General features: G+C 48.6%; 18 protein-coding genes. 7 read left to right on the top strand and 11 right to left on the bottom strand.

Annotated features, from left to right (window positions below; all coding sequences use genetic code 11):
* Positions 1–115: 115 nt before the first annotated feature.
* Positions 116–2,797 carry a phosphotransferase RcsD gene (rcsD, locus tag JK154_RS00505; protein ID WP_211990537.1) on the top strand — a complete coding sequence of 894 codons (2,682 nt, stop codon included), beginning with the start codon at positions 116–118 and terminating at the stop codon, positions 2,795–2,797.
* Positions 2,790–3,440, top strand: a complete 651-nt coding sequence (rcsB, locus tag JK154_RS00500) for a response regulator transcription factor RcsB (protein ID WP_211990536.1) — start codon at positions 2,790–2,792, stop codon at positions 3,438–3,440. The genes rcsD and rcsB overlap by 8 nt, the downstream gene beginning before the upstream one ends.
* A 64-nt stretch (positions 3,441–3,504) precedes the next feature.
* Here the strand turns inward: rcsB and rcsC are convergent, their stop codons facing one another.
* Together rcsC and gyrA are read right to left on the bottom strand one after the other, a co-directional pair.
* Entirely contained in the window at positions 3,505–6,375 is a 2,871-nt protein-coding gene (gene rcsC, locus JK154_RS00495; protein WP_211990535.1) for a two-component system sensor histidine kinase RcsC, read from the bottom strand.
* Between the two features lie 235 nt (positions 6,376–6,610).
* Entirely contained in the window at positions 6,611–9,247 is a 2,637-nt protein-coding gene (gene gyrA, locus JK154_RS00490; protein ID WP_211990534.1) for a DNA topoisomerase (ATP-hydrolyzing) subunit A, read from the bottom strand.
* A gap of 160 nt (positions 9,248–9,407) precedes the next feature.
* Between gyrA and ubiG the strand changes: the two genes are divergently transcribed.
* The 4 genes from ubiG (at position 9,408) to yfaE (ending at position 14,216) form a co-directional block, all read left to right on the top strand.
* Positions 9,408–10,127: a bifunctional 2-polyprenyl-6-hydroxyphenol methylase/3-demethylubiquinol 3-O-methyltransferase UbiG gene (gene ubiG / locus JK154_RS00485; RefSeq protein WP_211990533.1), complete on the top strand. Its 720-nt coding sequence runs from the start codon at positions 9,408–9,410 to the stop codon at positions 10,125–10,127.
* 355 nt (positions 10,128–10,482) lie between these two features.
* The gene (gene nrdA / locus JK154_RS00480) at positions 10,483–12,768 is read left to right on the top strand and encodes a class 1a ribonucleoside-diphosphate reductase subunit alpha (protein ID WP_211990532.1); all 2,286 of its coding nucleotides are present in this window, start codon (positions 10,483–10,485) and stop codon (positions 12,766–12,768) included.
* Between the two features lie 59 nt (positions 12,769–12,827).
* Positions 12,828–13,958, top strand: a complete 1,131-nt coding sequence (gene nrdB / locus JK154_RS00475) for a class Ia ribonucleoside-diphosphate reductase subunit beta (RefSeq protein ID WP_211990531.1) — start codon at positions 12,828–12,830, stop codon at positions 13,956–13,958.
* A gap of 3 nt (positions 13,959–13,961) precedes the next feature.
* On the top strand, positions 13,962–14,216 hold the full coding sequence (yfaE, locus tag JK154_RS00470; protein WP_211990530.1) for a class I ribonucleotide reductase maintenance protein YfaE: 255 nt from the start codon (positions 13,962–13,964) through the stop codon (positions 14,214–14,216).
* A 142-nt stretch (positions 14,217–14,358) separates the two neighbouring features.
* Here the strand turns inward: yfaE and JK154_RS00465 are convergent, their stop codons facing one another.
* From JK154_RS00465 to JK154_RS00455, 3 genes are all read right to left on the bottom strand, one after another.
* Entirely contained in the window at positions 14,359–15,702 is a 1,344-nt protein-coding gene (locus tag JK154_RS00465; RefSeq protein ID WP_211990529.1) for an esterase-like activity of phytase family protein, read from the bottom strand.
* A 79-nt stretch (positions 15,703–15,781) separates the two neighbouring features.
* A complete protein-coding gene (locus JK154_RS00460) occupies positions 15,782–16,984 on the bottom strand; it encodes a nicotinamide mononucleotide deamidase-related protein YfaY (protein WP_211990528.1) in 1,203 nt (400 codons plus the stop codon).
* A 167-nt stretch (positions 16,985–17,151) separates the two neighbouring features.
* Positions 17,152–17,688, bottom strand: coding sequence for a YfaZ family outer membrane protein (locus JK154_RS00455; protein WP_211990527.1), 537 nt, complete (start codon positions 17,686–17,688; stop codon positions 17,152–17,154).
* Positions 17,689–17,946: 258 nt separating this feature from the next.
* On the opposite strand from JK154_RS00455, the gene JK154_RS00450 reads away from it, so the two are divergent.
* Complete coding sequence (locus tag JK154_RS00450; protein ID WP_211990526.1) at positions 17,947–19,395, top strand: catalase; 1,449 nt, start codon at positions 17,947–17,949, stop codon at positions 19,393–19,395.
* A 238-nt stretch (positions 19,396–19,633) separates the two neighbouring features.
* On the opposite strand, the gene menE is transcribed toward JK154_RS00450, so the two are convergent.
* From menE to menF, 6 genes are all read right to left on the bottom strand, one after another.
* Positions 19,634–20,992, bottom strand: a complete 1,359-nt coding sequence (gene menE, locus JK154_RS00445) for an o-succinylbenzoate--CoA ligase (RefSeq protein WP_211990525.1) — start codon at positions 20,990–20,992, stop codon at positions 19,634–19,636.
* Positions 20,989–21,954, bottom strand: coding sequence for an o-succinylbenzoate synthase (gene menC, locus JK154_RS00440; RefSeq protein ID WP_211990524.1), 966 nt, complete (start codon positions 21,952–21,954; stop codon positions 20,989–20,991). Before menC ends, menE begins: the two co-directional genes overlap by 4 nt.
* Positions 21,954–22,811 carry a 1,4-dihydroxy-2-naphthoyl-CoA synthase gene (gene menB, locus JK154_RS00435; RefSeq protein ID WP_211990523.1) on the bottom strand — a complete coding sequence of 286 codons (858 nt, stop codon included), beginning with the start codon at positions 22,809–22,811 and terminating at the stop codon, positions 21,954–21,956. The genes menC and menB overlap by 1 nt, the downstream gene beginning before the upstream one ends.
* A 2-nt stretch (positions 22,812–22,813) precedes the next feature.
* A complete protein-coding gene (gene menH / locus JK154_RS00430) occupies positions 22,814–23,593 on the bottom strand; it encodes a 2-succinyl-6-hydroxy-2,4-cyclohexadiene-1-carboxylate synthase (RefSeq protein ID WP_211990522.1) in 780 nt (259 codons plus the stop codon).
* Positions 23,590–25,257, bottom strand: coding sequence for a 2-succinyl-5-enolpyruvyl-6-hydroxy-3-cyclohexene-1-carboxylic-acid synthase (menD, locus tag JK154_RS00425; RefSeq protein WP_211990521.1), 1,668 nt, complete (start codon positions 25,255–25,257; stop codon positions 23,590–23,592). The genes menH and menD overlap by 4 nt, the downstream gene beginning before the upstream one ends.
* 82 nt (positions 25,258–25,339) lie before the next feature.
* Positions 25,340–26,641 carry an isochorismate synthase MenF gene (gene menF, locus JK154_RS00420; protein WP_211990520.1) on the bottom strand — a complete coding sequence of 434 codons (1,302 nt, stop codon included), beginning with the start codon at positions 26,639–26,641 and terminating at the stop codon, positions 25,340–25,342.
* Between the last annotated feature and the right edge of the window lie 47 nt (positions 26,642–26,688).

Genomic DNA, 26,688 nt, shown 5'->3' with positions numbered 1-26,688 from the left:
CCATCCCCGTAGAATGCTTATTGTTCGACGTTCCTGGAGGATTTGCGTTATTCTGTTGCGTACTTGAGTATGGTTTAATCTTAAAAATGGCGATAAGCCAGGTTGTGCATAAACGATGGATCAATCTGAACACTCTTCTTTCAACAAGGTTTCTTTTTTTTCTGGCAGCATCACGCGTTTCTTCTTGTTACTGATCGTTGTCCTGCTCGTCACGCTTTGTGCCATGGTACAAAGTGCCGTCACTAGCTGGTTATCAGCAAAAAGCGAACAGGTTGCCAATATTGCCGACACGCTCAATAAACGAGTCGAAACCTACCGCTATGCAACATGGCAGTTGTATAACAACGTGACGATGACGCCACCACCACCTGAAAAAAGAGTGCAGGAGACCCGCCTGCGTCAGGAAGTGTATTATCTTGAAAAACCTCGACTAAAAACAGAAGCGATCATCTTTGGTCCACATGATAATGCAACGCTTGATATGACACAGCAGATATCCAGCTATCTGGACACATTATGGGGTGCTGAAGATAATTCCTGGTCGATGTACTACTTAAACGGCCAGGATAATAGTTTGATTCTGGTCTCGACACTCCCCCTGAGGGATATATCCTCTGGATTCCGCGATTCAGTCATTGAGGCGATCATCGATTCACGCCGGACGGAAATGCTTCACCAAGCCAACGTACTCGATGAACGAGAAAGTTTCTCTTCACTGCGTAAACTCAACTGGCAGAACATCCACTATTTTACCCTGCGTACCACATTTAATCAGCCAGGCCACCTGGCAACAGTCGTCGCCTTCGACCTTCCAATTAATAACTTACTGCCACCACAGATGTCACCCGATGATTTCCTTATCGAATCAGTAAATTCGACAGGGGCCATGACGCCCACCGATAAGGATCCTGGATACAACACCAGTATCCACTTCAGCCGTGCCCGTATTGAAATAAATGCACCGATTATGTCCACTCCGATGGCCCTGATCTGGCAGGTGCCTTACAGCCAATTAATCCTTGATATTATAAGAAATCTTTTACTGCCGTTGTTACTCAATTTAGGATTACTGGGACTGGCCTTTTTTGGCTTAAGAACATTTCGTCACCCTCCAGTACCCAGTTCAGCTCCTGCCGATGAATCAGATGAACTGCATAATTTACAGACTCTGAATAATGACATCGTTACCCACTTACCATTGGGGTTTGTTGCCTGGGATTTAGCGTCAAATCGCGCCATAGTTAGCAATAAAATGGCTGATCGCCTGTTGCCTCACCTCAACGTGCAAAAAATAATGTCCATGTCTGAGCAACACCAGGGGACAATTCAGGTAACCGTGAATAATGAACTTTATGAAATTTTACAGTTTCGCAGTCACATTACACCTCAGACACAACTCTTTTTTATTCGTGATCAAGACCGGGAGATACTGGTCAACAAAAAACTAAAACAAGCACAGAAATTGCTCGACAAAAATCAGCAAACCCGGCGTTCTTTTATGCAGCACCTTGGCGAGTCGTTGCTGTTACCGGCTCAGGATATCATGGCGTTTTCTACTGCTATGCCAGAAAATCATCGGGGGCCATTTGTGAATGCCATTCAAGTGTTGGTCCAGCGAGTTGATGAAATTCGGCTACTGAACAGTGTAGAAGCCGATAAATGGCAGCGTCATGATGCCGATTTTGTACTTGCTTCACTGGTTGATGATATCGTCAAAACAATACTTCCCTCATTGCAACGCAAAGGCCTGCACTTAGTAGTGGATAACAGACTGCCGGCAAACATTCAGCGTTATGGTGATGCGCAAACTCTGCGCCATATTCTGATTTTATTGCTGCAATACTCCATCACAACCACACAGATTGGTAAGATAACCCTTGAAATACGGGAAGCGCCCTCAGGAAATGGGCAGCTTTTATTTTCTCTTGTTGACACTGGGTCTGGCATTAGCCATGGCGAAGTCGATAATCTTACGTTCCCCTACCTTAGCGATACGTATCAGGACAGGCACGGGAAGGCCAATGGGCTGACATTTTACCTCTGTGAGCGTCTGGCAACGCAACTTGATGGGGCATTGAAGATCACAACTCGCCAGCCTATGGGTACCCGATACGATTTATCCGTCACCATGCCAACAGTGACTCTGACTGAGACAGATGGCGAACGGTTGCTGGATGATGTGGTCGCTATGCTGGATATCACGTCCAGTGAGGTACGTAAGATAATGATACGCTGGCTTGAGAATTTTGGGGCCAGTTGCGTCATCACGGATGAAAGAGTCGCCAATGAGCATTTCGATATCTTTCTGACTGACAATCCGTCAAATCTTACTGCTTCAGGGCTACTTTTAAGCGATGATGTGGCTGAAATCCAAAATATAGGACCTGAACAATTTCGGGTTAACTTTAATATCAACAGCGCGATGCAAGATGCCATACTACAGCTGATAGAAGCGCAGCTGAATGTTGAGCAAAACCCATCTCCATTAATAACAGACAAGGAGTTTTTACAGCTTTACAGCAGCGGGTATTACGCCCTGTTTGTCGAAACAGTACCTGAAGATATACTACGACTCTATGCTGAATTAGCAGCAAACAACGTTGATGCCCTGGGACAGATAGCACACCGTCTGAAAGGTGTTTTTGCTATGCTTAACTTGCTTCCTGGCAAACAGCTATGTGAAACCTTAGAGCATCATATCCACGATAATAATGCTCCGGACATACAAAAATATATCAACGACATTGACACCTATGTCAAGCGTCTGCTTCAGCAAGGTAGCCTATTACATGACTAATATGAACGTAATTATTGCCGACGACCACCCGATAGTTCTGTTCGGTATTCGTAAATCTCTCGAACAGATAGAGTGGGTTAATATTGTTGGTGAATTTGAAGACTCCACAACGCTTATCAATAAACTTCCTAAACTGGAAGCAAATGTACTGATAACAGACCTGTCCATGCCTGGAGAGAAATATGGCGATGGGATCACTCTGATCAAATATATCAAACGTCACTTTCCTGACCTGTCAATCATCGTGTTAACGATGAACAATAACCCCGCGATTTTAAGCGCAGTATTAGACCTGGATATCGAAGGTATTGTACTGAAACAAGGAGCACCGACTGATTTACCAAAAGCATTAGTCGCGCTGCAAAAGGGCAAGACATTTACCCCGGAAAGTGTCTCTCGCCTGTTAGAAAAAATTAATGCTGGCGGCTATGGTGACAAACGCCTTTCGCCAAAAGAGAGCGAAGTTCTGCGCCTGTTTGCTGAAGGCTTTTTGGTTACTGAAATAGCGCGTAAACTCAACCGCAGTATTAAAACCATCAGCAGCCAAAAGAAATCTGCAATGATGAAGTTGGGTGTTGAAAATGATATTGCCTTACTGAATTATCTCTCATCGGTTAGCCTGGCACCGGAAGATAAAGAGTAAGTACCGTCGAAGCATTAGCGATCTATTCCCCTGATGAAAACAGGGGAATAGATCCGCACTCTTGTTATACTTCATGGAGTTGACGTGTTTTCCTGACCTGTGCTGCATATTTTTCCAGTGTCAGCCTGACCACGTCCAGGGTTACCGGTTTAGAAAGACAACTGTCCATTCCTGAAGCAATACAACGTTGTTTTTCTTCTGCAAGCGCATTCGCGGTTACCCCAATGACCGGCATGGTTAACCCCAGCTCACGAATATGCTGTGTCAGACGATAACCGTCCATATTCGGCATGTTTACGTCACTTAAAACAATATCAATATGGTTTTTACTGATCACATTAAGCGCATCCACACCGTCATTGGCTGTTCTGCAACGATAACCAAGCAGGCTTAACTGGTCTGCAAGTAATCGACGGTTGATGGGATGATCGTCCACGACCAGAATCAGCATATCTTCATTATTTTCACTCTTCTCGTTATCTGTTGATAATTGAAATAATTCGGTCCGCAGATTTTGCCGTTCAGCAGTCATGCCATAAATACGTGCTAACAGCATCGGGAGCTCATGGGGGGATACCGTACTGTATATCCATTCTCCTGCATGGCGTTCAACAGGAAGCCCAATATGAGAGTGGTCAAAAATAATGCTCGCCTTACCACCCCATGGACTTTTACGTTTTTCATCACTGATCAGAATATCGTTGGAACTGGGCTCTTCCCCTGTCCAGTAGCGTACAGTCATCCCACAGTCAACTAGCAGCAATTTAAGGTAGTCGCTTAATGAATCATTGCGTACATCGAGCCAGCAACAATAACGTGTAAATTCCTCACATTCGACGACCGGCGCAAAATGAGCATGATAAAGAGGAATACGCACCGTGAACTGGCTCCCCATGCCCGGTTCACTGTCAACTGAAATATCGCCATCCATCATGTTAATCAGTTTTTCACTGATAGCCAGCCCCAGCCCTGTACCCTGAAAATTGTGCTGAACCCCAGATCCGACCTGAAAGAAGGGATCAAACAAGCTCATCAACTCCTTCGACGGGATACCGATCCCGGTATCCCGAACCCGGAAGCTAAGGTAATCATCCTGGAGTGCGACATGGATAATAATACAGCCGAAATCAGTAAACTTAATCGCATTACTCAGCAGATTGGAAATCACCTGCTGCAGGCGCATTGAGTCGCCTGATAACGTCAGGGGAACTTCGGGTTCAATAAAGCAGTACAGCCCAAGTTGTTTTCTGACTACCAGTGGTAAATAGTTCGCTGTAATGTGATCAAGGGCTTCACGAGGTGAGAATTCTCGTGGCTCTATTTTTAATTGCTCAGACTCTATTTTCGAGAAATCGAGAATGTCACTGATGATTTTTAATAAAAGGCTGGAGGAATTGCTCATGGCTGTTACCAGCCTGTCTGCACCCTTTGGTAAGGTCTCGTTACGCAACAAATCAAGGTTACCAATAATCCCGTATAACGGCGTGCGTAATTCATGACTCACGGTAGCAAGGAACATGGATTTTGACTGGCTCGCCTGCTCAGAAGACTGGGCCATCTCTTGCAGAGACTCTTCCATTTTTACCCGGGCACTGACATCCACCAATACGCATATGGCAACATTTTCATTACGGTAACGTGAATGAACAAAGCTCATTTGCAGGTTTGTCTGATTACTGGTCAGAACATCGACAAAATTGACTTGTTGCCCGCAAATAATCTGCGTGAGTTTTTGCCTGTCCTCATGAGTCAGCATGCTCAGGTAGTCATGTGCCAGCTCGTTACTGAGAATATTCGTGCCATCCCGCGTGCGCAAGATACAGATCCCAACCGGGGCAGATGCGACTATTTTATGATTAAACTGTTCATTTTCTTCTAAGCGTCGCGCATCACTCTCTGCTGGCACAAAGACGCGCCGCTCATACATCCGAGTCAGCAGCAGCAGCCCCAGACCTATCAGCAGATTCAGTATCACGGCATTAATAACCGACAACCGGATAGTGTCAAAAACAAATTCCACGGGCACCGAATAAACCACAGTCAACGATGTGGGGGAGAGATTCTTCTTCAACACCAGTGATTTAAAACCAGAGCTGTAACCGAACCAGGTACGGTTCTGTAACCAGCTATTTTCCAGCTCAAGGCGAGGATCAGAACCACGCAGGGAGATTAACAGCTTACCTGATTCATCAAAAATACCGACCCCTACGGGTAACGAACCGGGTATAAAAAAGTTTTCGGTTCTTACACTTTGCTCTATGCCCAACAGCCCCTGGAGTCTGTTTGACTGATAAACCGGTGTTATCGTATAAAAATAACCCAGCCCGGGACGTGGCCCCTGTTCTATCCAATAGAGACTATTAGGCCGCTCATTTCGAGCGGTTCCGTAATAATCCTGTACCCGACTCTGGAGCATTCTGAGGGTGCTGTCGCGTTCAAATGGCATATCTCTGAGGCCAAAATTCGCAATACATTGCCCGTCATCAATCACTAAAAAAATCCGGTTAAGATCGTAAACTGTAGAAAAATTCTCCTGCCAGTAATGGAGATATCCCGCCAGAGACTGTACAGGCGTATTCCAGCTTTCACGGGTTACTGAGCAATTGGAGGGCTCCAATAAAGGCATGAACGTGGGAGTCTCAGGCAAACTGTCTTCAGCATCTACCGGGGGCTGAGGGTCTATTGGGGTGATAAATCTATTTTCAGTGACGTATTTGAGATCTTTGATAACATCACTACTGCGCTGTATGAAACGCTGGGTTTGATCAAAATTCGTATTAAATTCTTGTCTTATCTCTGACTCTCGCTGATGTAGAGCATTAATAATATAAAATACAGAAAGCAGTACAATCAGCAGCCAAAATAACAGCACCAGAGCCCGAAAAAGATAGCGGGAAATTTTCAGGGTATTACGGAAAGAGACAAGATAGTTCAAATTAGGCCTGAAAGTCAGCGAGTAAAAGAGAATCTGATAAGGTTAAGGTAGTCGTAAAATATCCCCCTCGCAATACCAATGCGATGCGGGATGATAACCTTAAGTGATATCACCAACACCGGCGATAGTAATATTTACAGAAAAAACATAAAAAAAGAGGAAAAACAAATGCTTTCCCTCTTTTTAGTGATGATAAAAGCCAACAACGCAATACGGTTTTATCCGCTATTTCAGATTATTCGTCTGCGTCGTTACTTTCGTCTTCGTCACTGTCCGTTTCAGGCACGATATCATCGTCCCCTTCCGCTAATGAACCATCAATGCTGTCCAGCTCTTCGTCATCAACAGGTTCAGCGACACGTTGTAAACCTACCACGTGCTCATCTTCCGCTGTACGAATCAGAATCACGCCCTGAGTATTACGACCCACAACACTGACTTCAGATACTCGGGTTCTCACCAGTGTACCCGCATCGGTGATCATCATGATTTGGTCCGTGTCTTCAACCTGGACCGCACCGACGACAGTACCGTTACGTTCAGTCACTTTGATAGAGATAACGCCTTGAGTCGCACGGGATTTAGTTGGATATTCTGCTGCTGAGGTACGTTTACCGTAACCATTTTGTGTCACAGTCAGAATAGAGCCCTCACCTCGCGGAATAATAAGCGATACAACACTATCGCTGTCCGCCAGTTTGATACCGCGAACACCGGTAGCATTACGCCCCATCGCACGAACCGCGTCCTCTTTAAAGCGAACGACCTTACCAGCGCCAGAGAATAACATCACCTCATCTTGCCCATCGGTAAGATCGACACCAATCAGTTCATCACCCTCATTCAAGTTGACAGCAATGATACCGGCTGAACGTGGACGGCTGAATTCAGTCAGCATGGTTTTCTTCACGGTACCGCTGGCGGTTGCCATAAAGACGTTTACCCCTTCAGCATATTCACGGACTGGCAGAATCGCCGTGATACGCTCATTTTGCTCAAGTGGTAACAGGTTCACAATCGGTCTGCCACGAGCCCCGCGACTGGCCTCTGGTAATTGATATACCTTCATCCAGTAGAGACGACCACGACTTGAGAAACAAAGGATGGTGTCATGGGTATTGGCCACCAGCAGTCGGTCGATGAAGTCTTCTTCTTTAATCCGCGCAGCTGATTTACCTTTACCACCACGGCGCTGAGCTTCATAATCGGTAAGAGGCTGATATTTCACATATCCCTGATGGGACAAGGTGACCACAACATCTTCCTGATTGATCAAGTCTTCGATATTAATATCAGCAGAATTGGCGGTTATCTCTGTGCGGCGATCATCACCAAACTGAGCACGCATTGCTTCCAGTTCTTCACGAATGACTTCCATCAAACGTTCTGCACTGCCCAGAATATGCAGCAGTTCTGCAATTTGTAACAACAGTTCTTTATATTCATCGAGCAGTTTTTCATGCTCAAGCCCTGTCAGCTTTTGCAGACGTAAATCGAGGATAGCTTGCGCTTGCTGCTCGGTGAGGAAATATTTTCCGTCACGAATACCAAACTCTGGTTCCAGCCATTCAGGACGTGCTGCATTATCCCCGGCACGTTCCAGCATCTGTGCCACAGAACCTAAATCCCACGGCTGTGCTGTTAAACCTGCTTTCGCTTCAGCCGGTGTCGGCGCTCGACGGATAAGCTCAATAATAGGATCAATATTAACCAGTGCAATGGCCAGAGCTTCAAGGATATGGGCCCTGTCACGAGCTTTGCGTAGTTCAAAAATCGTCCGGCGCGTCACGACTTCACGACGGTGACGTATAAATGCTGACAGGATCTCTTTGAGTGTCATGATCTTCGGCTGACCATGGTGCAATGCCACCATGTTAATGCCGAATGAGACTTGCAACTGAGTCTGGGAGTAGAGATTATTAAGTACCACTTCCCCTACAGCATCTCGTTTGATTTCAATGACAACACGCATGCCGTCTTTGTCAGACTCATCCCTTAGCGCGCTAATCCCTTCAATACGCTTGTCTTTCACCAGTTCAGCGATTTTCTCAATCAGGCGGGCTTTATTTACCTGATAGGGGATCTCATGAACGATAATGGTTTCACGACCTGTTTTCGGGTCAGCTTCAACTTCAGCTCGGGCACGAATATAGATTTTACCGCGCCCAGTACGATAAGCCTCTTCAATGCCACGACGGCCATTGATGATTGCCGCAGTCGGGAAATCCGGGCCAGGGATGTGCTCCATCAGGGCTTCAACACTGATGTTTTCGTCTTCAATGAAGGCGAGACAACCGTTGATCACTTCCGTAATGTTATGAGGTGGAATATTCGTTGCCATGCCCACAGCAATACCGGATGCACCGTTAATCAAAAGATTCGGGATCTTGGTTGGCATGACATCCGGAATTTTTTCGGTACCGTCATAGTTATCGACGAAGTCTACCGTCTCTTTTTCCAAATCAGCCATTAGCTCATGGGCGATCTTCGACATACGGATTTCCGTATAACGCATCGCCGCAGCGGAGTCACCATCGACAGAACCGAAGTTTCCCTGGCCATCAACCAACATGTAACGTAAGGAGAATGGCTGCGCCATACGTACAATGGTGTCATAGACAGCCGTATCACCATGGGGGTGATATTTACCGATGACATCACCCACGACACGGGCTGATTTTTTATACGCTTTATTCCAGTCATTGCCCAGTACGTTCATGGCGTAGAGTACGCGACGGTGTACCGGTTTGAGTCCATCTCGGACATCTGGAAGTGCACGGCCGACAATAACCGACATTGCATAATCCAGATAGGAGCTTTTAAGCTCTTCTTCAATATTGACCGGTGTAATTTCTCTGGCAAGGTCGCTCATGTAAACGCTATCCCTCTCACTGTATCCCGGATTCAAAGGTCGCAAATTATAACACATGCGCCCCACAGTGGGGAAACCAGAACGCTTTTGCTGACGCTTTATTCACGACGCTAGCCTGATATACTGCTGTCATTCACTTCTGAAAGGAGTTACCACCGCTATGAACCCTGAAAACCCGTCGTTTTCACAAAATGTCGATCCACAAGAAATAGCCAAATTTGAAGCTGTTGCTTCTCGCTGGTGGGATCTTGAAGGTGAATTTAAGCCACTACACCGCATTAATCCCTTACGTCTGGGTTACATCAATCAGCGTTCAGGGGGAATTTTCGGTAAAAAAGTGCTCGATGTTGGCTGTGGAGGGGGGATTCTGGCAGAAAGTATGGCCCGTGAAGGGGCCGATGTTACCGGCCTGGATATGGGGGCAGAACCATTACAAGTGGCCAGACTGCATGCTTTAGAAGAAGGTATCAGTGTTAACTACATACAGGAAACCGTTGAACAACACGCTGAAGCGCATGCCGGTGAGTACGATATTGTCACCTGTATGGAAATGCTTGAGCATGTTCCCGACCCACAATCGGTAGTTGCCGCATGTGCGCAATTGGTCAAACCGGGTGGTCATGTATTTTTTTCCACGATTAATCGTAATGGCAAAGCCTGGTTAATGGCGGTGGTTGGCGCCGAATATGTGTTACGTATGGTTCCCAAGGGAACGCATGACGTCAAAAAATTTATTAAACCTGCCGAATTATTGCACTGGATTGACCAGACCCCGCTCCGTGAACGTCACATCACCGGTTTACATTTCAATCCATTAACTAACCACTTTAGCCTTGGTCCTGGGGTCGACGTTAATTATATTCTGCATACTGAAGCCTGATCAGGCATAAGATATACCAACTCGTACTGAAAAATGCGCAGCAGTAATGCTGCGCATTTATTCATTAAGTTTAAGAAACCAGCATCCGATCAAATTTTTCATTTTTTTTGTATCCCATTGACAATCGAATCAGGCCTTATGTGGCGAGGACTTACAGAAATTCACACTTCAGAACCTCAATTTCTCCTCAAAATCAATACTTGTTCTAAAGAGAATCCTTACTAGAATACTCACCATATTGTGATTTATTTTTATCCAAACCCCTACATATAGTATTTATCCACAGAGTTAGTCACAGATTAACAAATGTGTATAAAGCGGGGATATCTTCTTTTCACGGACAGGTACAACGCACATGAATCAGAGTCTGCTGGTTACAAAACGTGATGGTCGCACTGAGCGCATCAATCTGGACAAAATCCATCGAGTAATAGACTGGGCTGCCGAAGGGCTGGATGACGTTTCAGTCTCGCAGGTTGAACTGCGTTCCCATATTCAGTTCTATGATGGTATTAAGACTTCTGACATTCATGAAACGATTATCAAAGCAGCGGCTGATTTAATCTCCCGTGATGCCCCTGATTATCAGTATCTGGCTGCACGACTGGCGATTTTCCATCTGCGTAAAAAAGCCTATGGCCAGTTTGAGCCTCCTAAGCTTTATGACCATGTTATTAAAATGGTTAAAGCAGGAAAATACGATCAACATCTGCTGGAAGACTACACGGAAGAAGAGTTCAAGCAGATGGACGATTTCATCGATCACTGGCGCGATATGAATTTCTCCTATGCGGCAGTGAAACAGCTTGAAGGCAAGTATCTGGTACAAAATCGCGTGACCGGCGAAATTTACGAAAGTGCTCAGTTCCTCTATATGATGGTCGCTGCATGCCTGTTCTCCGGTTATCCCCGTGAAACACGTCTTGATTATGTGAAACGTTTCTACGATGCGGTATCAACCTTTAAAATATCTCTGCCGACCCCTATCATGGCAGGGGTACGAACCCCTACTCGTCAGTTCAGCTCCTGTGTGCTGATTGAGTGTGGTGACAGCCTCGATTCCATCAATGCGACGTCCAGCGCTATTGTAAAATATGTTTCTCAGCGTGCGGGGATCGGTATCAACGCAGGACGTATTCGTGCGTTAGGTAGCCCAATTCGTGGTGGTGAGGCTTTCCATACCGGTTGTATTCCGTTCTATAAACATTTCCAGACAGCAGTAAAATCCTGCTCACAAGGGGGCGTGCGTGGTGGTGCGGCGACCTTGTTTTACCCAATGTGGCACCTGGAAGTTGAAAGCCTGCTGGTATTGAAAAATAACCGTGGCGTGGAAGGCAACCGCGTGCGCCATATGGACTATGGGGTACAAATCAATAAATTGATGTATACCCGTTTGCTTAAAGGTGAAGACATCACCTTGTTCAGCCCTTCTGACGTTCCGGGTCTGTATGATGCCTTCTTCGCCGATCAGACTGAGTTCGAGCGCCTTTATACGCAATATGAACAAGATAGCAGTATTCGTAAGCAACGCATTAAAGCCGTTGAGCTATTTTCACTGATGATGCAAGAACGTGCGTCCACGGGGCGTATCTATATTCAAAACGTGGATCACTGTAATACCCATAGCCCGTTCGACCCAAGCGTGGCTCCTGTACGTCAGTCAAATCTGTGTCTGGAAATTGCCCTCCCGACTAAACCGTTGAATGATATTAATGACGAAAACGGTGAAATTGCCCTCTGCACCTTGTCCGCATTTAACCTCGGGGTTATCGAAAGCCTGGATGAATTAGAAGATCTCGCCGCTCTTGCAGTACGTGCTCTGGATGCCCTGCTTGACTATCAGGATTACCCAATCATTGCAGCAAAACGGGGCGCGATGGGGCGCCGTACCCTGGGTATAGGTGTCATTAACTACGCCTATTATCTGGCCAAAAATGGGGTGCGTTATTCCGATGGGAGTGCAAACAACCTGACCCATAAAACTTTCGAGGCAATTCAGTACTATTTGTTGAAAGCATCTAATGAGCTGGCTAAAGAGCAAGGTGCCTGCTTGTGGTTTAACGAAACCACCTATGCTCAGGGCATTTTGCCTATCGACAGTTATAAGAAAGATCTCGATGCTATCAGTAATGAACCACTGCATCTCGATTGGGAAACCTTGCGTGAGTCCATTAAAACGCATGGTCTGCGTAACTCGACTTTATCCGCACTGATGCCTTCAGAGACATCCTCACAAATCTCTAACGCCACCAATGGAATCGAACCACCACGCGGCCATATCAGCATTAAAGCCTCTAAAGACGGTATTCTGCGTCAGGTGGTTCCTGAATATGACCGCCTTAAAGATAACTATGAATTGCTGTGGGATCTGCCAAACAATGATGGTTACCTGCAGTTAGTGGGTCTGATGCAAAAATTCATCGACCAGGCTATTTCGGCTAACACTAACTATGACCCAACGCGTTTCCCGTCAGGGAAAGTTCCGATGCAGCAATTGCTGAAAGACTTGCTCACCGCCTACAAATTTGGTGTGAAGACGCTTTATTACCAAAATACCCGTGATGGCGCCGAAGATAACCAGGATGACCTGCTGCCTTCAGCCCAGGATGACGATTGCGAAAGCGGTGCCTGTAAGATCTGATGCCTCCCGGGCAACATGACATCATGTGGCCCGGGACCTCTGTATAAGGAATATTATTAATGGCTTACACTACATTTTCCCAGAATAAAAATGATCAACTGTCCGAGCCGATGTTCTTTGGTCAGTCCGTTAACGTGGCGCGTTACGATCAACAAAAATATGATATTTTTGAAAAGTTAATAGAAAAACAACTGTCTTTCTTTTGGCGCCCGGAGGAGATTGACGTCTCCCGGGATCGTATCGATTTCCAGGCACTGCCAGAGCATGAAAAACACATCTTCCTGAGCAACCTGAAATATCAAACATTACTGGACTCTATTCAGGGACGCAGCCCGAACGTAGCCCTGCTGCCTTTGATCTCCATCCCAGAGCTTGAAACATGGGTTGAGACTTGGGCATTCAGTGAAACTATTCACTCCCGTTCCTACACCCATATTATTCGTAATATCGTTAACGATCCGGCGATTGTTTTTGATGACATTGTCACCAATCAGGAAATCCTCAAGCGTGCGAAAGACATTTCGGGTTACTACGATACGCTGATTGAAATGACCAGTTACTGGCATTTACTGGGGGAAGGTACCCACCATGTTAACGGTAAAAGCATTACCATTAATCTGCGCGAACTGAAAAAACAGCTTTATATCTGCCTGATGAGCGTTAACGCACTGGAAGCCATACGTTTCTATGTGAGCTTCGCCTGCTCCTTTGCTTTCGCAGAACGTGAGCTGATGGAAGGAAACGCTAAAATCATCAAACTGATTGCGCGTGATGAAGCCCTGCACCTGACCGGCACGCAGCATATGCTGAACCTGTTACGTTCAGGTGAAGATGATCCTGAGATGGCAGAGATTGCACTGGAATGCCGCCAGGAGTGTTACGACCTGTTTGTTCTGGCCGCAGAGCAGGAAAAAGAGTGGGCTGAGTATCTGTTCCGCAATGGCTCTATGATTGGCATGAACAAAGATATTCTCTGCCAGTATGTTGAGTACATCACCAATATTCGTATGCAGGCAGTAGGGCTGGATTTGCCCTTTAAGACACGTTCAAACCCTATTCCCTGGATTAATGCCTGGCTGGTGTCAGACAACGTACAAGTGGCGCCACAAGAAGTTGAGGTCAGCTCTTATCTGGTGGGTCAAATTGACTCGGAAGTCGATACCGATGACCTGAGCAACTTCCAGCTTTAAGGTATGGGTAGCATTACACTCACAATTACCGGCGCGAAGTTAATCAGCCATAAAGAACACCCTTCGCTGCTTGTTGCCCTGGAGTCTCACAATATCTGTGTGGAATATCAGTGTCGTGAGGGATATTGTGGTTCATGCCGGGTCAAGCTGGTCACTGGCGAAGTTAACTGGCTGACTAAACCCCTGGCACTCATTCAGCCAGGGGAAATACTTCCCTGCTGTTGTAAAGCGAAGGGCGATATCGAAATAGAGCTTTAGTGTATTAAGCCCCGAGCCATTTGCCAGTACAGTCAGTCAAAAGCCCCCCTGTTTACAGGAGGGGCTTTTTCTTCACCACGAGCAGCAGGATAACAATCAAAAGCCCCAAAAAAACCCGGGACGACGGTGAATGTCCCGCCTGTTATTTCAGCAAGTCAGGGACGTTTAACAAGATAAACTCGTTATCATCCGCCATATTCGGCTCACGGCTGGAAGAGAACGGGAAATTGTTATCGTTACCCACAATAATATGGCTATCATCAACAACATCAACATTCTCGATAGTAAAGAACGGGAAAGTCAGTACTCCATCATTTAATGGTTTACGTGCCAGTTTGTCCGGATCCTGAATATTCATTAAATCAATATAAGCCAGTTTATCGACAGGCTTACCGACGTTATCATCGGAAAAAGCAATTTTATACACTCGCTTAAACTTCGCCGGTTTGCTAAAGCAGTTATCCGTCGGGGCCCCTTCAGCACAGGCCTTATCTGAAGCACCTTCCCCATTATCCCGTTCGATAACCAAACCATGACTGGCGTCTGTCATATTGAAATCACCAATCGCATTCTGATTATCTTCAAGGACATATTGCCAACTACGCCCTGTCCAGTCCTGTTTTTTTACATCAAATTCCAGTACTCGTAGATAACGTTTCCCCTCAACATTTTCATACTGCTCGCCTTCCCAGAGCGCCCCTTCCAGCATCGGGTATAACATTTTACCGTCCGGTGAAGCGGCCATTCCTTCAAACCCTTTGGAGCGCGTTACCTGGAAATTTTGTTTCCCATCAGGGGCTCCTGGCAATGTCAGGGTTGGGTTATCGGGTGACTTCACTACCTTATCTTCCACACGGGTATCAAAAACTGCCAGAACCTTGCCATTCAAATCTGTTTTAATCAACCAGGGGCCAAATTCGTCACCAATCCACAGCGCATTATCGGCAAACTGGAAACTTTCAGGATCGAAATCGCTCCCCGTCAGATAACGCTTTTCGGTGCTCTCATTAACAATATGGAACGGCACTTTTCTATCCTGGTCATTCAGGAATAATGTGCGTAACGGTGTCACTGTCCCGTCTTTAAAATCAATGTTGTATTGTGTCAGATACAGCATGGAATCGGGGGAGTTGGCTTTGCTACCAAAACCATTATCTGTCAGAACCCAGTAGGTTCCATCAGGCATATGTTTAATCCCTGAATGCCCCTGTAAGGGCTGCCCATTGACAGGCAAGCCTATTCCCGTCAAACGATCAGCAGACTTCCCGGGTACACTACCCAATTCAGTGACACGTTGCCCACTGGTGTATTTACCACTTTGTTGCAAATCTGATGGTGCATCATCAGGGGCTGGAATGAGTGACTGCACAGGCAAGATCGCATGGCCGGCAAGGGTTGCCTGCACTGACTGAGCTTGTGCCCAAAGGTTACAACTCAGTGCCAGGCAACTTACTAATAACGCGGATCGTGTTCGAGTGAAGTGCATACTGTTTTCCTTTGTCGTTGTGGTTACCCCTTGGTCAGGTCAACGACAATATAGGAAACACAAATGACAACAGTATGATTTAAACAAGGTCACCATATGATTCACGGATTTTAATCCATCCCTGATCGACAGCCAGTGCCTCTCCATTCATCCAGCGACGCAGCATATTCAAAGCCATCAGGGCACAAACTTCCTGACGCGTTGCCAATTGATAATGGCTCACACCAAACTCAACAGCTAAACCGTAGTCCCCTGTCTCGGTTGTCAGAACAAAATTAATCTGACTCTCTATCGTGCCCGCGATCACCAAGGCCAGATCGGCCCCCTGTTTCTGACGCAGACCAGCACCATAGTCCAGCGTATCCCTGAGGCTTTGTTGTTGGGGGGGGAGTATTTCACTGGCAAGCAACGGGACAGCGGCTCTGACAAGATCCAACGCCAGCAAACCGCCCGTAAATTGCTCACTGATGCTCAATGTCTGATGATTTGCCTTCAGTCGACGGGCTATTTGTGCGGGTAAACCTTCTGTCCCTTCATAAATCAGGCTATCACCCGCGACACGTTTGACCTCTGGCCAGATAGCTTCCATTGCTGCCCGCTGCGTTGCCGGCCCGGTGAGTTTCAGCTCAATGATCGGCATGGACGACCGATAACCCATCACGACCCCATCAGGTAATGGCAAATTTTCCAGGCTTTGGGCTAAATCACTTTCACCGCGGCCAAAGGTAGTAAGACGCAAACACACAGGAGGTTCAGGCAGCGTAAAGCGTGCCCGCAATCGCGGCAAAATCTCCTGCGCAACCATCTCTTTGAACTCGGATGGAACGCCTGGAGTAAAAAAGATCAAACAACGATTCAGCTGCATTGCAAAACCACATGCTGTCCCAACCGGGTTATCAATCATCTCACTGTGGGCCGGGATTAACGCTTGCTTACGGTTGGTCGGCGCCATGATTTTACCCCGTTTTGCAAAGAAGGCTTCCATCGTTTTCAGCCACTCTTGATGCTCCACTAACTCGACGCCAGCAGCAGTCGCTGCTGCCAATGCACTGAGATCATCACTGGTCGGACCCAGACCACCGTTAACAATAAGCACATCCGCGTGCTGACTGCGCTCTTTAAGGATGGTAATTAAATCCTCAAGGTTGTCACCGACCGTATTGCGACGTGAAAAAGGTAATCCGTGGTTGAACAGATAATCCGCAAGCCAGGCGGCATTGGTATCAATAATTTGCCCGTATAAAACTTCATCACCGGTTGACAGCATTTCTACTTTTAACATTGCTCTACCTTGCAGATAAATGGAGGACGTACTGCCTGCTATACTTCAGATTATTGTGCATTTCCTTTGCATCGCGTGGCAAATCACAGACATGATCGAGGCGATATAACGCAGACGGCGCTGAAAACAGGCATGATAAAGCGCGGTAGAATACCGCGCTGACAAGATTAGAAACGGGCATTAACCCCGACGTAGGCGCCATCAGCAATCATTCTGTTACTGTCGCCATTTTTACCATCCAGCGCAATATAGCGATAACCGCCTTCAAGGCTGATTGGCCGGAAAATGGCCCAGCTAGCACCAGCACTGGCTTCTTTATAGTCTTTTACACCACTGGAGAGCGAGTCCGGTGAGTAGTAATAATCACCAAACAGGCTGACGCTGGAAGTAACAGGCCACCTTAAACCGCCCCCCGCCGCCAAAGCATAACCATTTTTGCCTTCTTTCGGATTCAGGTAGAGTGCCCTGCCACCCACTGTCGCCGTAACAGGCCCCAGAGGGATATTATAGCCAAGCCCTAAACCGGCCGTATTGCCATTATTTTCATGGTGGGCATAGTTCCCATTAATTGACAAACCGCTGGTATCGGTAGAAGCACCTAAGTAGCTAAACTCTTTACCCACTCCGCCACCAATGCTGATTGCACTCGCACTGGCAGATATCAACAATAGCCCCGGCACACAAGCCAGATATCGCTTTTTCATTCCATGGTTCCTGAAAAAAGGGGGGAGCCCCTATAGATAAAATCTCTCACACGTAGATTATCTAATCAATGCCTCACTAAATGCTACTGATTCTTGCATTGTAATAAAATGAAAATAGAACGGATCTTTGTCTCGGGATCAAGGAATTACAGTAATAGGAAATGGCACATTGTGAAAAGGACAAAAACCACCTAAACCTAAGGGTGAGCAAATGTCATTACTTTCTTAAAACCGTCTATTTTATTATTGGAGATACAGATGAGCAAAAAAGGATTAACCACTGTTGCAGGCGCCCCGGTTGCCGATAACAATAATGTTGCTACCGCAGGTCCACGCGGCCCGATGTTACTCCAGGATGTCTGGTTCCTGGAAAAACTTGCCCATTTTGACCGTGAAGTGATCCCAGAACGCCGGATGCATGCAAAAGGCTCAGGAGCGTTCGGTCAGTTCACTGTCACCCATGATATTTCTCGTTATACCCGCGCAAAAATGTTTGATACGGTGGGCAAAAAGACGGAGTTATTTATTCGTTTTTCAACCGTTGCCGGGGAGCGTGGTGCTGCGGATGCGGAACGTGATATCCGGGGTTTTGCCATCAAGTTTTACACAGAAGAAGGTAACTGGGACCTGGTCGGTAACAATACGCCCGTATTCTATTTGCGAGATCCGCTGAAGTTCCCTGACCTTAACCACGTGGTAAAACGTGATCCCCGAACAAATCTGCGTAATGCCACCTATAAGTGGGACTTTTTCTCCCATTTGCCTGAAGCCCTGCATCAATTGACTATCGATTTCAGTGACCGGGGCTTGCCTCGCTCTTATCGCCATATTCACGGTTTTGGTAGCCATACCTTTAGCTTTATCAATCAAGACAATCAGCGTTTCTGGGTAAAATTCCATTTGAAATCACAGCAGGGTATTGAAAACCTGATGGATGATGAGGCACAAAAAATCATTGGCGAGGATCGTGAAAGCTCCCAGCGTGATCTTTATGATGCCATTGAAAAAGGCGACTTCCCACGCTGGACTCTGTTTATTCAGGTTATGCCCGAAGCAGAAGCCTCACAGACCCCTTACAACCCTTTCGACCTGACTAAAGTCTGGCCACATGCTGACTACCCACTGATTGAGGTAGGGGTGCTGGAACTGAACCGTAACCCGGAAAACTATTTTTCTGAGGTTGAACAGGTGGCTATGTCCCCCGCAAACATCGTTCCCGGGATCAGCTTCTCCCCGGACCGTATGCTCCAGGGGCGCCTGTTCTCCTATGGTGATGCCCATCGCTATCGCCTGGGGGTGAATCATCATCAGATTCCCGTCAATGCTGCAAAATGCCCGTTCCATAACTACCACCGTGATGGTGCGATGCGTATCGATGGCAACAGTGGTAATGGCGCAACTTATGAGCCAAACAGTTTCAATGTGTTCCAGGAGCAGCCTGACTTTAGAGAACCCCCTCTGAGCCTTGAAGGGGCGGCAGATCACTGGAACCACCGTGAGGATGATGACTATTTCAGCCAACCACGGGCGCTGTTTAACCTGCTTAGCGAAGAAGAGCATCAGCGCATGTTCCAGCGTATTGCAGGAGAACTGCAAAGTGTGCCAGCGGACATTACTGAACGCCAGCTGGGGCTGTTTGCTCAGATTGCGCCTGAATACCGGGCCGGTATTGAGGCCGCACTGCAACAGCTGGCGAGCAATAAATAGCCGCAAACGGGTGCATCCGGCACGTTATTGATAACCACCGGGGATGAATACCCGTGACCAATGCCCGGGCTGTTTCATGGCCCGGGCTGTTCTTCCTTCTGTCGGTGCCGGTCTCCGTCCATATTTCAGGTAACCGTTCATCAATTTATGAGTGAGTCAGCCTGAGTGTGGTGAGTCTCATTCCAGTTTCGGGTGTGCATCACGGCCAGGGGCCGGGCTCGTCAGTCAGCAACAGCTATCATCGCTCGCCCATTACCCAGGCCATCAGCCTGTGGCGCGAAACTTTTATCCCTTCCTGCTGGAATTCATCAGGTAACAGATACCAGTGGACGGGCATCTGAAAGCGTGGCAATTTCCCCTCCAGCCACGAGTGAAGATCTTGAAAGCTCACCCCCTCGCGGACGGTAATTATCGCCACTGGACGTTGCCCAAACTCCACATCAGCCACCGGAACAATAAATACCTGCTCTATCGCCGGGTGTCTGGCGATCACCTGTTCCACAGCCTCAGGCTGAATGCCTTCCCCTGCACTAAAAAACAGATTATCGGAGCGTCCTAAAACCTGTAATCGTTGCCCCTGTAAGACACCAAGATCATGGCTAGGAAACCAGCCTTCTGCATTACAAACAGGCATCAGTCGGCCATTGTGCCAGTATCCCCTCGCAAGGCTGGAAGAGCGAAGCCAAATTTCACCCTCAACGATTTTCACCCTCTGCCCAGGTAGCGGGGGGCCTACATCAGGTAAGCCATCCGCTCGTTTAGCACAGACTGTCGAGGCCAGTTCAGTCAGCCCATAGCCGCACCAGCAAGTGAGGCCAATAGCCTGAGCCTGCTGAGTCAATGTCACCGGGATGACGGCACCGCCCAGCAAGACTTCACGTAAGGTGATGGCTTGTTTCTGTTCCAGCAAACGCCAAAGCTGAGTGGGTACCAGCGAGGCATGAGTACAGCCCTGCAATGCCTTGCCAAGTGGGATATCCGGTTTAAGTACAAGTTGCCCCCCGGCCAGTAACCAGCGCCAGAAAATGCCCTGCCCGGAAACATGGAAGAGTGGCAGTGACAGTAACCAACGATCCTCCATGCCATAATGCAGTCTGGAGAGCACACCAGCCGCACTCGCCAAGTGTGCGGCTGGCGTGTGCACCGCCGCTTTTGGGGTGCCGGTACTCCCTGAAGTCAGCGTCATGGAAGCCAGCCGGTCAGGTTGCCAGGTTTCCTGCCAGGGACTTGCGGTTATCCATTGCAAGGAAGGTAAACCCGGGGGGGGAGTATCATCAGGTGCCGCAAGCCCCCAGGAAAGGGTCATTCCCGGTAATAGAGATGACAAAAATGATTCTGGAAACTGAGGGTTAAGAGGCAGGATACGCGCACCGCACTGTAACAGCGCCAGCCATGCCAGTAATATTTGTGCGCTGTTCTTCCCCTTTAGCGCCACCCCGTCACCTGCCTTGACGCCCTGTTGATGAAAACCACCCGCCAGGGCGTCCACTTGCTGGCATAAGTCCCCCCAGTTAAGTGTTTTTCCTTCCAGTATCAGAGCATTATCGCCCCTACGCTGGCGTGCCCAATGATGCCAGGGCCAGTGAAAAAAAGTCATCGGATGCGTTCCAAATTATCCTTCTTCCAGCAAGGAAGCGGACTGGCAGGCCAGGGTCTGATCACTTGCGCCTGCATCAGCGTCAGGGTATCTAAACCGGGTATCACTCCGGGGGTTAACCAGGCGGCTATTCGTGCCAGTTGCGTTAGTCCCAGACTGGATTCCAGAGAGGAGCTGATAACGGCAGTCTGCCCCAGTTGCTGTGCGGCCGAGACCTGTTGCTGAATACGCTCAAGACTGCCGGTCAGTGTTGGTTTGATCACCACCGCAGCCACACCGGCTTCGGACTGAAAATGGTACCCCTCTTCGCGCAGGCTTTCATCCCATGCAATAGCAATACCCGTCTCATGGCTGAACGCTCGTGAGTCATCAGGGTTCTGGCAGGGTTCTTCAATAAAAGCAATACGCGAGCGATAAGCAGGATCAACATATTTTGCGAACTGTCGAGCCTTAAGCGGAGTCCAGCGGCGGTTAGTATCGAGGCGTAACCGTAATCCTGGTACGGCTTCCAGCAACAGGTTCACCACCATCCCGTCCCGCACCGCTTCATATTCACCAATTTTAACCTTGGCAATTTTTTCACCCTCCATCGCCGCCAGACTCAGGATAAGCTCATCAGGATCCCCACTGCACAACGGAGCCGTTCGATAATCGGCTGCCACGGGCAGCAGCCCGTGAAGTTCAGCCAGTGCACAGCTCACACCAAAGGCTACAGAGGGCATAACCGGTAAAGGTGACTCCACCTCTGTTTGCCACTGATCAAGCCAGTCAACTAGCACGCGTTGAGCCTCCATGAGGCTCTCATAACTGAATCCTGGCAGGGGGGCAATTTCTCCCCAACCCTCCTGCTCCCCCTGAGTTAAGCGCACCAGTAACCCTTCACGTTGTTTCATGCGCTGATCACGCAGTACCACTCCCGCATCCATCGGGATTTGGTAACGCCATACGGCAGCCCGGCGCATTATGGATTCCGTTTAAATTTACTGAAGTCCGGTTGCCGTTTCTGATTAAAGGCATTCCGTCCTTCCTGACCCTCTTCGGTCATATAAAATAGCATTGTGGCATTGCCCGCCAGCTCCTGTAAGCCAGCCTGACCATCACAGTCGGCATTCAGTGCGGCTTTCAGGCAACGCAGCGCCATTGGGCTATTTTGCAGCATTTCCCGGCACCAGCGAATGGTCTCTTTTTCCAGCTCGTTAAGCGGTACGACTGTATTTACCAGTCCCATATCCAGCGCCTGCTGTGCATCGTACTGGCGGCACAGGAACCAGATTTCGCGCGCCTTTTTCTGGCCAACAATACGGGCCATGTATGAAGCCCCCCAGCCACCATCAAACGATCCTACTTTCGGTCCTGTCTGACCAAAAATGGCATTCTCAGCCGCAATGGTCAGGTCACACATCAAGTGCAATACATGCCCCCCTCCGATAGAGTAACCCGCAACCATGGCCACCACCGGTTTAGGGCAGGTACGGATCTGGCGCTGGAAATCCAGTACATTAAGGTGATGGACACCACTGGCATCCTGATAACCACCGTAATCCCCCCGGACTTTCTGATCCCCCCCTGCACAGAAGGCTTTATCCCCCTCCCCCGTCAGAATAATCACCCCGATGCTGTCGTCATAACGGGCATCCGCCAGGGCGTCAATCATCTCCTTCACAGTTAATGGGCGAAAAGCATTACGAACCTGTGGACGATTAATGGTGATTTTGGCAATACCGTCCTGGGATTTATGGTAGCGGATATCGCTATAACCGGCGGAACAGTCCTGCCATTCAATCGGGGCATACAACATATGTTCATCAACGGGGATCATGATCACTCCTTGGAATCAGAATAACGCAATAAGATGGACAACCGATTGCCAAAAGCCGCAGGAGAATCCCGGTGTGCATTATGGCCGGCGTCAGGAATAAATTCAGGGTTCAAACCGTGGCGAGTGGCGAGAGCAGAAAATTTTGCGTCCCGTTCACCACACAAATAATAAAATGGTATTGTCAGCTGCTTGAGTGCAGGCAGCATGTCTGGTTGCCTGGAGAGTGATGTGGCCCACAGCACAGAGGCTAACCCAGCAGGGCTATTCTGACTACGTAATGCCACTAAGGCATGACGTTGTTGCCTGTCAAGACTGCTGAATACGGGTTGTTGATACCAGTCGGTAAGTACCAAAGAGAAATCGTCATCACGAAAGCGCTGTACCCACGTGGCGTCATGTTGTTGACGAGCCTGACGACACACGTCATCCTTCAGCCCCGGGTGCCCCCCTTCCACTACCAGCCCCCGTAATCCCGATGCCTGACCGTGAGTTGCGTGGTACATTGCTACTCGCCCGCCGAGTGAGTAGCCTATCAGCCAGTAATCATGAATATGGTAATGATCCAGCGTCCTGCGGAGCAACCTGTCCAGCGAGCTGAACCCCTCCACGCTGATATCAGCCGATCCCCCATGCCCAGGCAGGTCAATAAAAAGCTGTGACCATGCCTGAAAGACATCACTGACTGGCAGCCACTCTGCATGGTTCCCTAAGAAACCATGCAGCCAGACAATAACGGGCCCCCGGGGCTGACTACCGGGGCGAAAAACCGCATGCAAGATCATGGGCTGACGGCCTGGGCCAGTAGCTGCCTTAAGCAGTCAACCCCAGCAGTCGGCTCTGTGACTATCTCAATCAACGTAGTCATCTCTTGCTGCCATCCCTTCTCAACGGCAGCCCTCAGCTCATGCCAATCCCCTGGTCGGTGATAAGCAAGACCAAACATGGCTGCCGCGTGAGAGAAATCAACGTCCTGTGGCAGGGTATAAAAACGCTCCCTCTGTTCAGCCGGGGTGGGTAACATTGAAAAAATTTGCCCACCATTATTATTCACCACCAGCAAAACCAAAGGGCCAGGGGGATGGCGCAGTAATGCCAGCCCGTTCAGGTCATAAAGTGCAGAGAGGTCACCAATAATAGCAAGTGTCGGGCAGCCATTAGCCCGCTGTACCCCAGCAAGGGTAGAGATAAGACCATCAATGCCACTGGCCCCACGGTTGCTGAATACCGGATAACCAGCAGGTAACTGTGCAAACGCATCGATTAATCTCACCACCAGACTATTACCGACAAACAGTTGCCCCGCTGGCGGCAATAACTGGTCAATACGCTGGGCGACCTGTGCTTCACCAAACTGGGCTGTCTGTTCCTGTACCCGGTTCAAGGTTGCCAGAGCAAGGTCATCTAACGCCGGAGCCCAGCGCGATGCTTTTTGTGGTGGGTGGTTATCAAGCCAGGGTTCTATTTCTGCCACTAGCCGACGCCCACGATGATGGAAGGGATCCAGTCTTCCTGAGCGAGAGTCAATAAGCCAGTATTCATCGGCCTGACAGCCTGCCTGCCATTGTAAAACACGCTTCCCGGTTAAATAGCCACCAAACTGCACAACAATTTCCGCCTGTTGCAGGCAGCTTGCCCCCTCTCCAGCGAGCCACAGATCAGCGCAGGGCAATGGCTGCCCTGTTTGTGACAACACATCACCAATGACAGGCCAGCCGAGTGTTTTGGCCCAGGCGGCCACCCTCATGCCTTCTGACGGAGACAGGTTACCCGCCACTACCACGCCGCGTTTTTGGCGCCATTCATGCCAGTCTGGCTGAACCACAACCCCAGCTCCCCACATTTCACGCAGCCAGGGCTGGCTACTGTGCCACCAGTCCCCCAAAGTATGTTGCCATGCCAGCCCTGTATCGTCATCAGCCCCGTATAGTGGCTCTGCAAAGGGACAGTTCACATGTAATGCTCCACCCTTTAACTGGCTCATGGCACTGTCGAGTGACGAGACTAACCAGCTGGCCGGGGTCTCTTGCCTGGGGATGGGCAAGTTAAGACTGGCCGCAGGATGACTACTAAAAATATGGTGCTGGCGGATGGCCTGATTGGCCCCACAGTCAATCTGCTCCGGCGGGCGATCTGCTGTCAGGAGAACTAATTTTTCACCCGTCAGCCCGGCCTCAATGACTGCCGGATAGAGATTAGCCACTGCCGTACCCGATGTGACAATAATACCGACAGGGCGGGCGCTGGCTTTGGCTAACCCTAAAGCCAAATGCCCCAGTCCTCGCTCATCAAAATGCGTGTGGCAGGTAAAGGCAGGGTTTTCCGCTGCTGCCAGCATCAAAGGGGTGGAACGCGACCCAGGGGCAATACAGATATGATGAACACCATGTCGTGTCAGTGCTTCAAGGATCACCGTCGCCCAGCGACGGTTAAAGGAGCTTATTGACATATTATTGTCCTGAGACAGTTTTATTCCATTAGTATAAATATCACGCCCATAAGAAAATTGACCTGAATCGTGAAGATGATATTTAACTAATAGAATTCAATAACAAAGTACGCAGCCCTGCCGCTTTATTGTCAATTTCCTGCCACTCCTGACGGGCAACTGAGCCCGCCACAATACCCGCACCTGCATAAAGCCGCACCTGATTACCTGCCACTTTTGCCGATCGGAGTGCGACACAAAACTCACTCTTTGCAACAGAGAGATACCCAGCAGAGCCCGCATACCACTCTCGATCAAAGGGTTCATGCTCGGTGATAAAGACACGTGCGGGTTCACGGGGAAGCCCCGCAACCGCGGCAGTGGGTTGTAAACGATCCAGGCAGAGTCTGTCATCCGGCTTTTTAAGCCGGGCAGTAATTCCCCGCTTTAAATGCTGAACATTGCGTAGTCTGATAACCTGGGGGGGTAAAACATCCAGTTCATCAACAACATTTTGTAAACGCTGGCAGATATCTTCCAGTACCAGCATATTTTCACGCTGATTTTTATCATCTTTTAACAACCAGTCAGCAAGCGCCTGAGCACGACCATCATCATCATGACTAATAACTGTCCCAGCCAGGGCTTCTGTATACAAATGCTTTTCGACCCGTAACCATAGTCGTTCAGGGCTGGACCCAAGAAATGCCGCAGAGCGATTGAAAACCATTAAAAAATGATAACAATTGAGATTAACCCGTCGACTGGCGGCCATTAATCCGGCAGCAGAAACGGCAGAAGAAAAGAGCATATCCGTTGCCCTGGCGAGCACCACTTTGTCCAGTGCGCCCTCTTCAATGGCCTGAGTCGCCTGGTGGATTAAATGACACCAATCAGATAAATCAGGCTGATGGGTTTCATTCAGTATAGTCAGGTTAAGGGAAGGTATCGGGGTTTCCGGCAACAGCTGCTGAAGGAAGGCTTGTGCTTGTCTGGCATCCTCTCTGAGGGATGTCTCACTGTAAAGCCAGAGCCAGAGTACCGCTTCTCCCCCCGTTCTCCGCCATTCCAGACGCGGCAGGAAAAGATAGCCCTGCGTTGAGTCAAACCCGTTCAGCCCCCAAAGACGAACGGTCGGTAATTTGGCCTGTTGTTGACAAAAAAGCGCCGCATCCCCAAGGCTTGAGAACACATTCACCTGCCCCAGTGCGGCGACCTCTTCCGCCCCATTCCGATGCTGCCAGTAAAACTGAGGGTAGGCGACTTGTCCGGTCAGCCAGCCAAGTGGATCTGAGCGCTCACTAAGATTCAGCGCCACACTGATGCCCGTAAAACCTGGGGCATCAGCAAATTCCCGAGTCAGTTCAAGCTGCATATGCTGCAGCGCTGTGGCTACCGAATTCACAATGACTTCACCTTCCCTGAAAACAACTTACTATACGTGGTTTTTTA

This window comes from Citrobacter sp. JGM124, from assembly GCF_018257795.1.
GTDB lineage: Bacteria > Pseudomonadota > Gammaproteobacteria > Enterobacterales > Enterobacteriaceae > JGM124.
Note: the sequence above shows the minus strand (reverse complement) of the source record. Positions and strands in the feature narration are given on the sequence as shown.

Bases quoted from the DNA above. Each gene is read 5' to 3' on its own strand.
- rcsD (WP_211990537.1), top strand. From the start codon at position 116: ATGGATCAATCTGAACACTCTTCTTTCAACAAGGTTTCTTTTTTTTCT.
- rcsB (WP_211990536.1), top strand. From the start codon at position 2,790: ATGACTAATATGAACGTAATTATTGCCGACGACCACCCGATAGTTCTG.
- gyrA (WP_211990534.1), bottom strand. From the start codon at position 9,247: ATGAGCGACCTTGCCAGAGAAATTACACCGGTCAATATTGAAGAAGAG.
- ubiG (WP_211990533.1), top strand. From the start codon at position 9,408: ATGAACCCTGAAAACCCGTCGTTTTCACAAAATGTCGATCCACAAGAA.
- nrdA (WP_211990532.1), top strand. From the start codon at position 10,483: ATGAATCAGAGTCTGCTGGTTACAAAACGTGATGGTCGCACTGAGCGC.
- nrdB (WP_211990531.1), top strand. From the start codon at position 12,828: ATGGCTTACACTACATTTTCCCAGAATAAAAATGATCAACTGTCCGAG.
- yfaE (WP_211990530.1), top strand. From the start codon at position 13,962: ATGGGTAGCATTACACTCACAATTACCGGCGCGAAGTTAATCAGCCAT.
- JK154_RS00465 (WP_211990529.1), bottom strand. From the start codon at position 15,702: ATGCACTTCACTCGAACACGATCCGCGTTATTAGTAAGTTGCCTGGCA.
- JK154_RS00460 (WP_211990528.1), bottom strand. From the start codon at position 16,984: ATGTTAAAAGTAGAAATGCTGTCAACCGGTGATGAAGTTTTATACGGG.
- JK154_RS00455 (WP_211990527.1), bottom strand. From the start codon at position 17,688: ATGAAAAAGCGATATCTGGCTTGTGTGCCGGGGCTATTGTTGATATCT.
- JK154_RS00450 (WP_211990526.1), top strand. From the start codon at position 17,947: ATGAGCAAAAAAGGATTAACCACTGTTGCAGGCGCCCCGGTTGCCGAT.
- menE (WP_211990525.1), bottom strand. From the start codon at position 20,992: ATGACTTTTTTTCACTGGCCCTGGCATCATTGGGCACGCCAGCGTAGG.
- menC (WP_211990524.1), bottom strand. From the start codon at position 21,954: ATGCGCCGGGCTGCCGTATGGCGTTACCAAATCCCGATGGATGCGGGA.
- menB (WP_211990523.1), bottom strand. From the start codon at position 22,811: ATGATCCCCGTTGATGAACATATGTTGTATGCCCCGATTGAATGGCAG.
- menH (WP_211990522.1), bottom strand. From the start codon at position 23,593: ATGATCTTGCATGCGGTTTTTCGCCCCGGTAGTCAGCCCCGGGGGCCC.
- menD (WP_211990521.1), bottom strand. From the start codon at position 25,257: ATGTCAATAAGCTCCTTTAACCGTCGCTGGGCGACGGTGATCCTTGAA.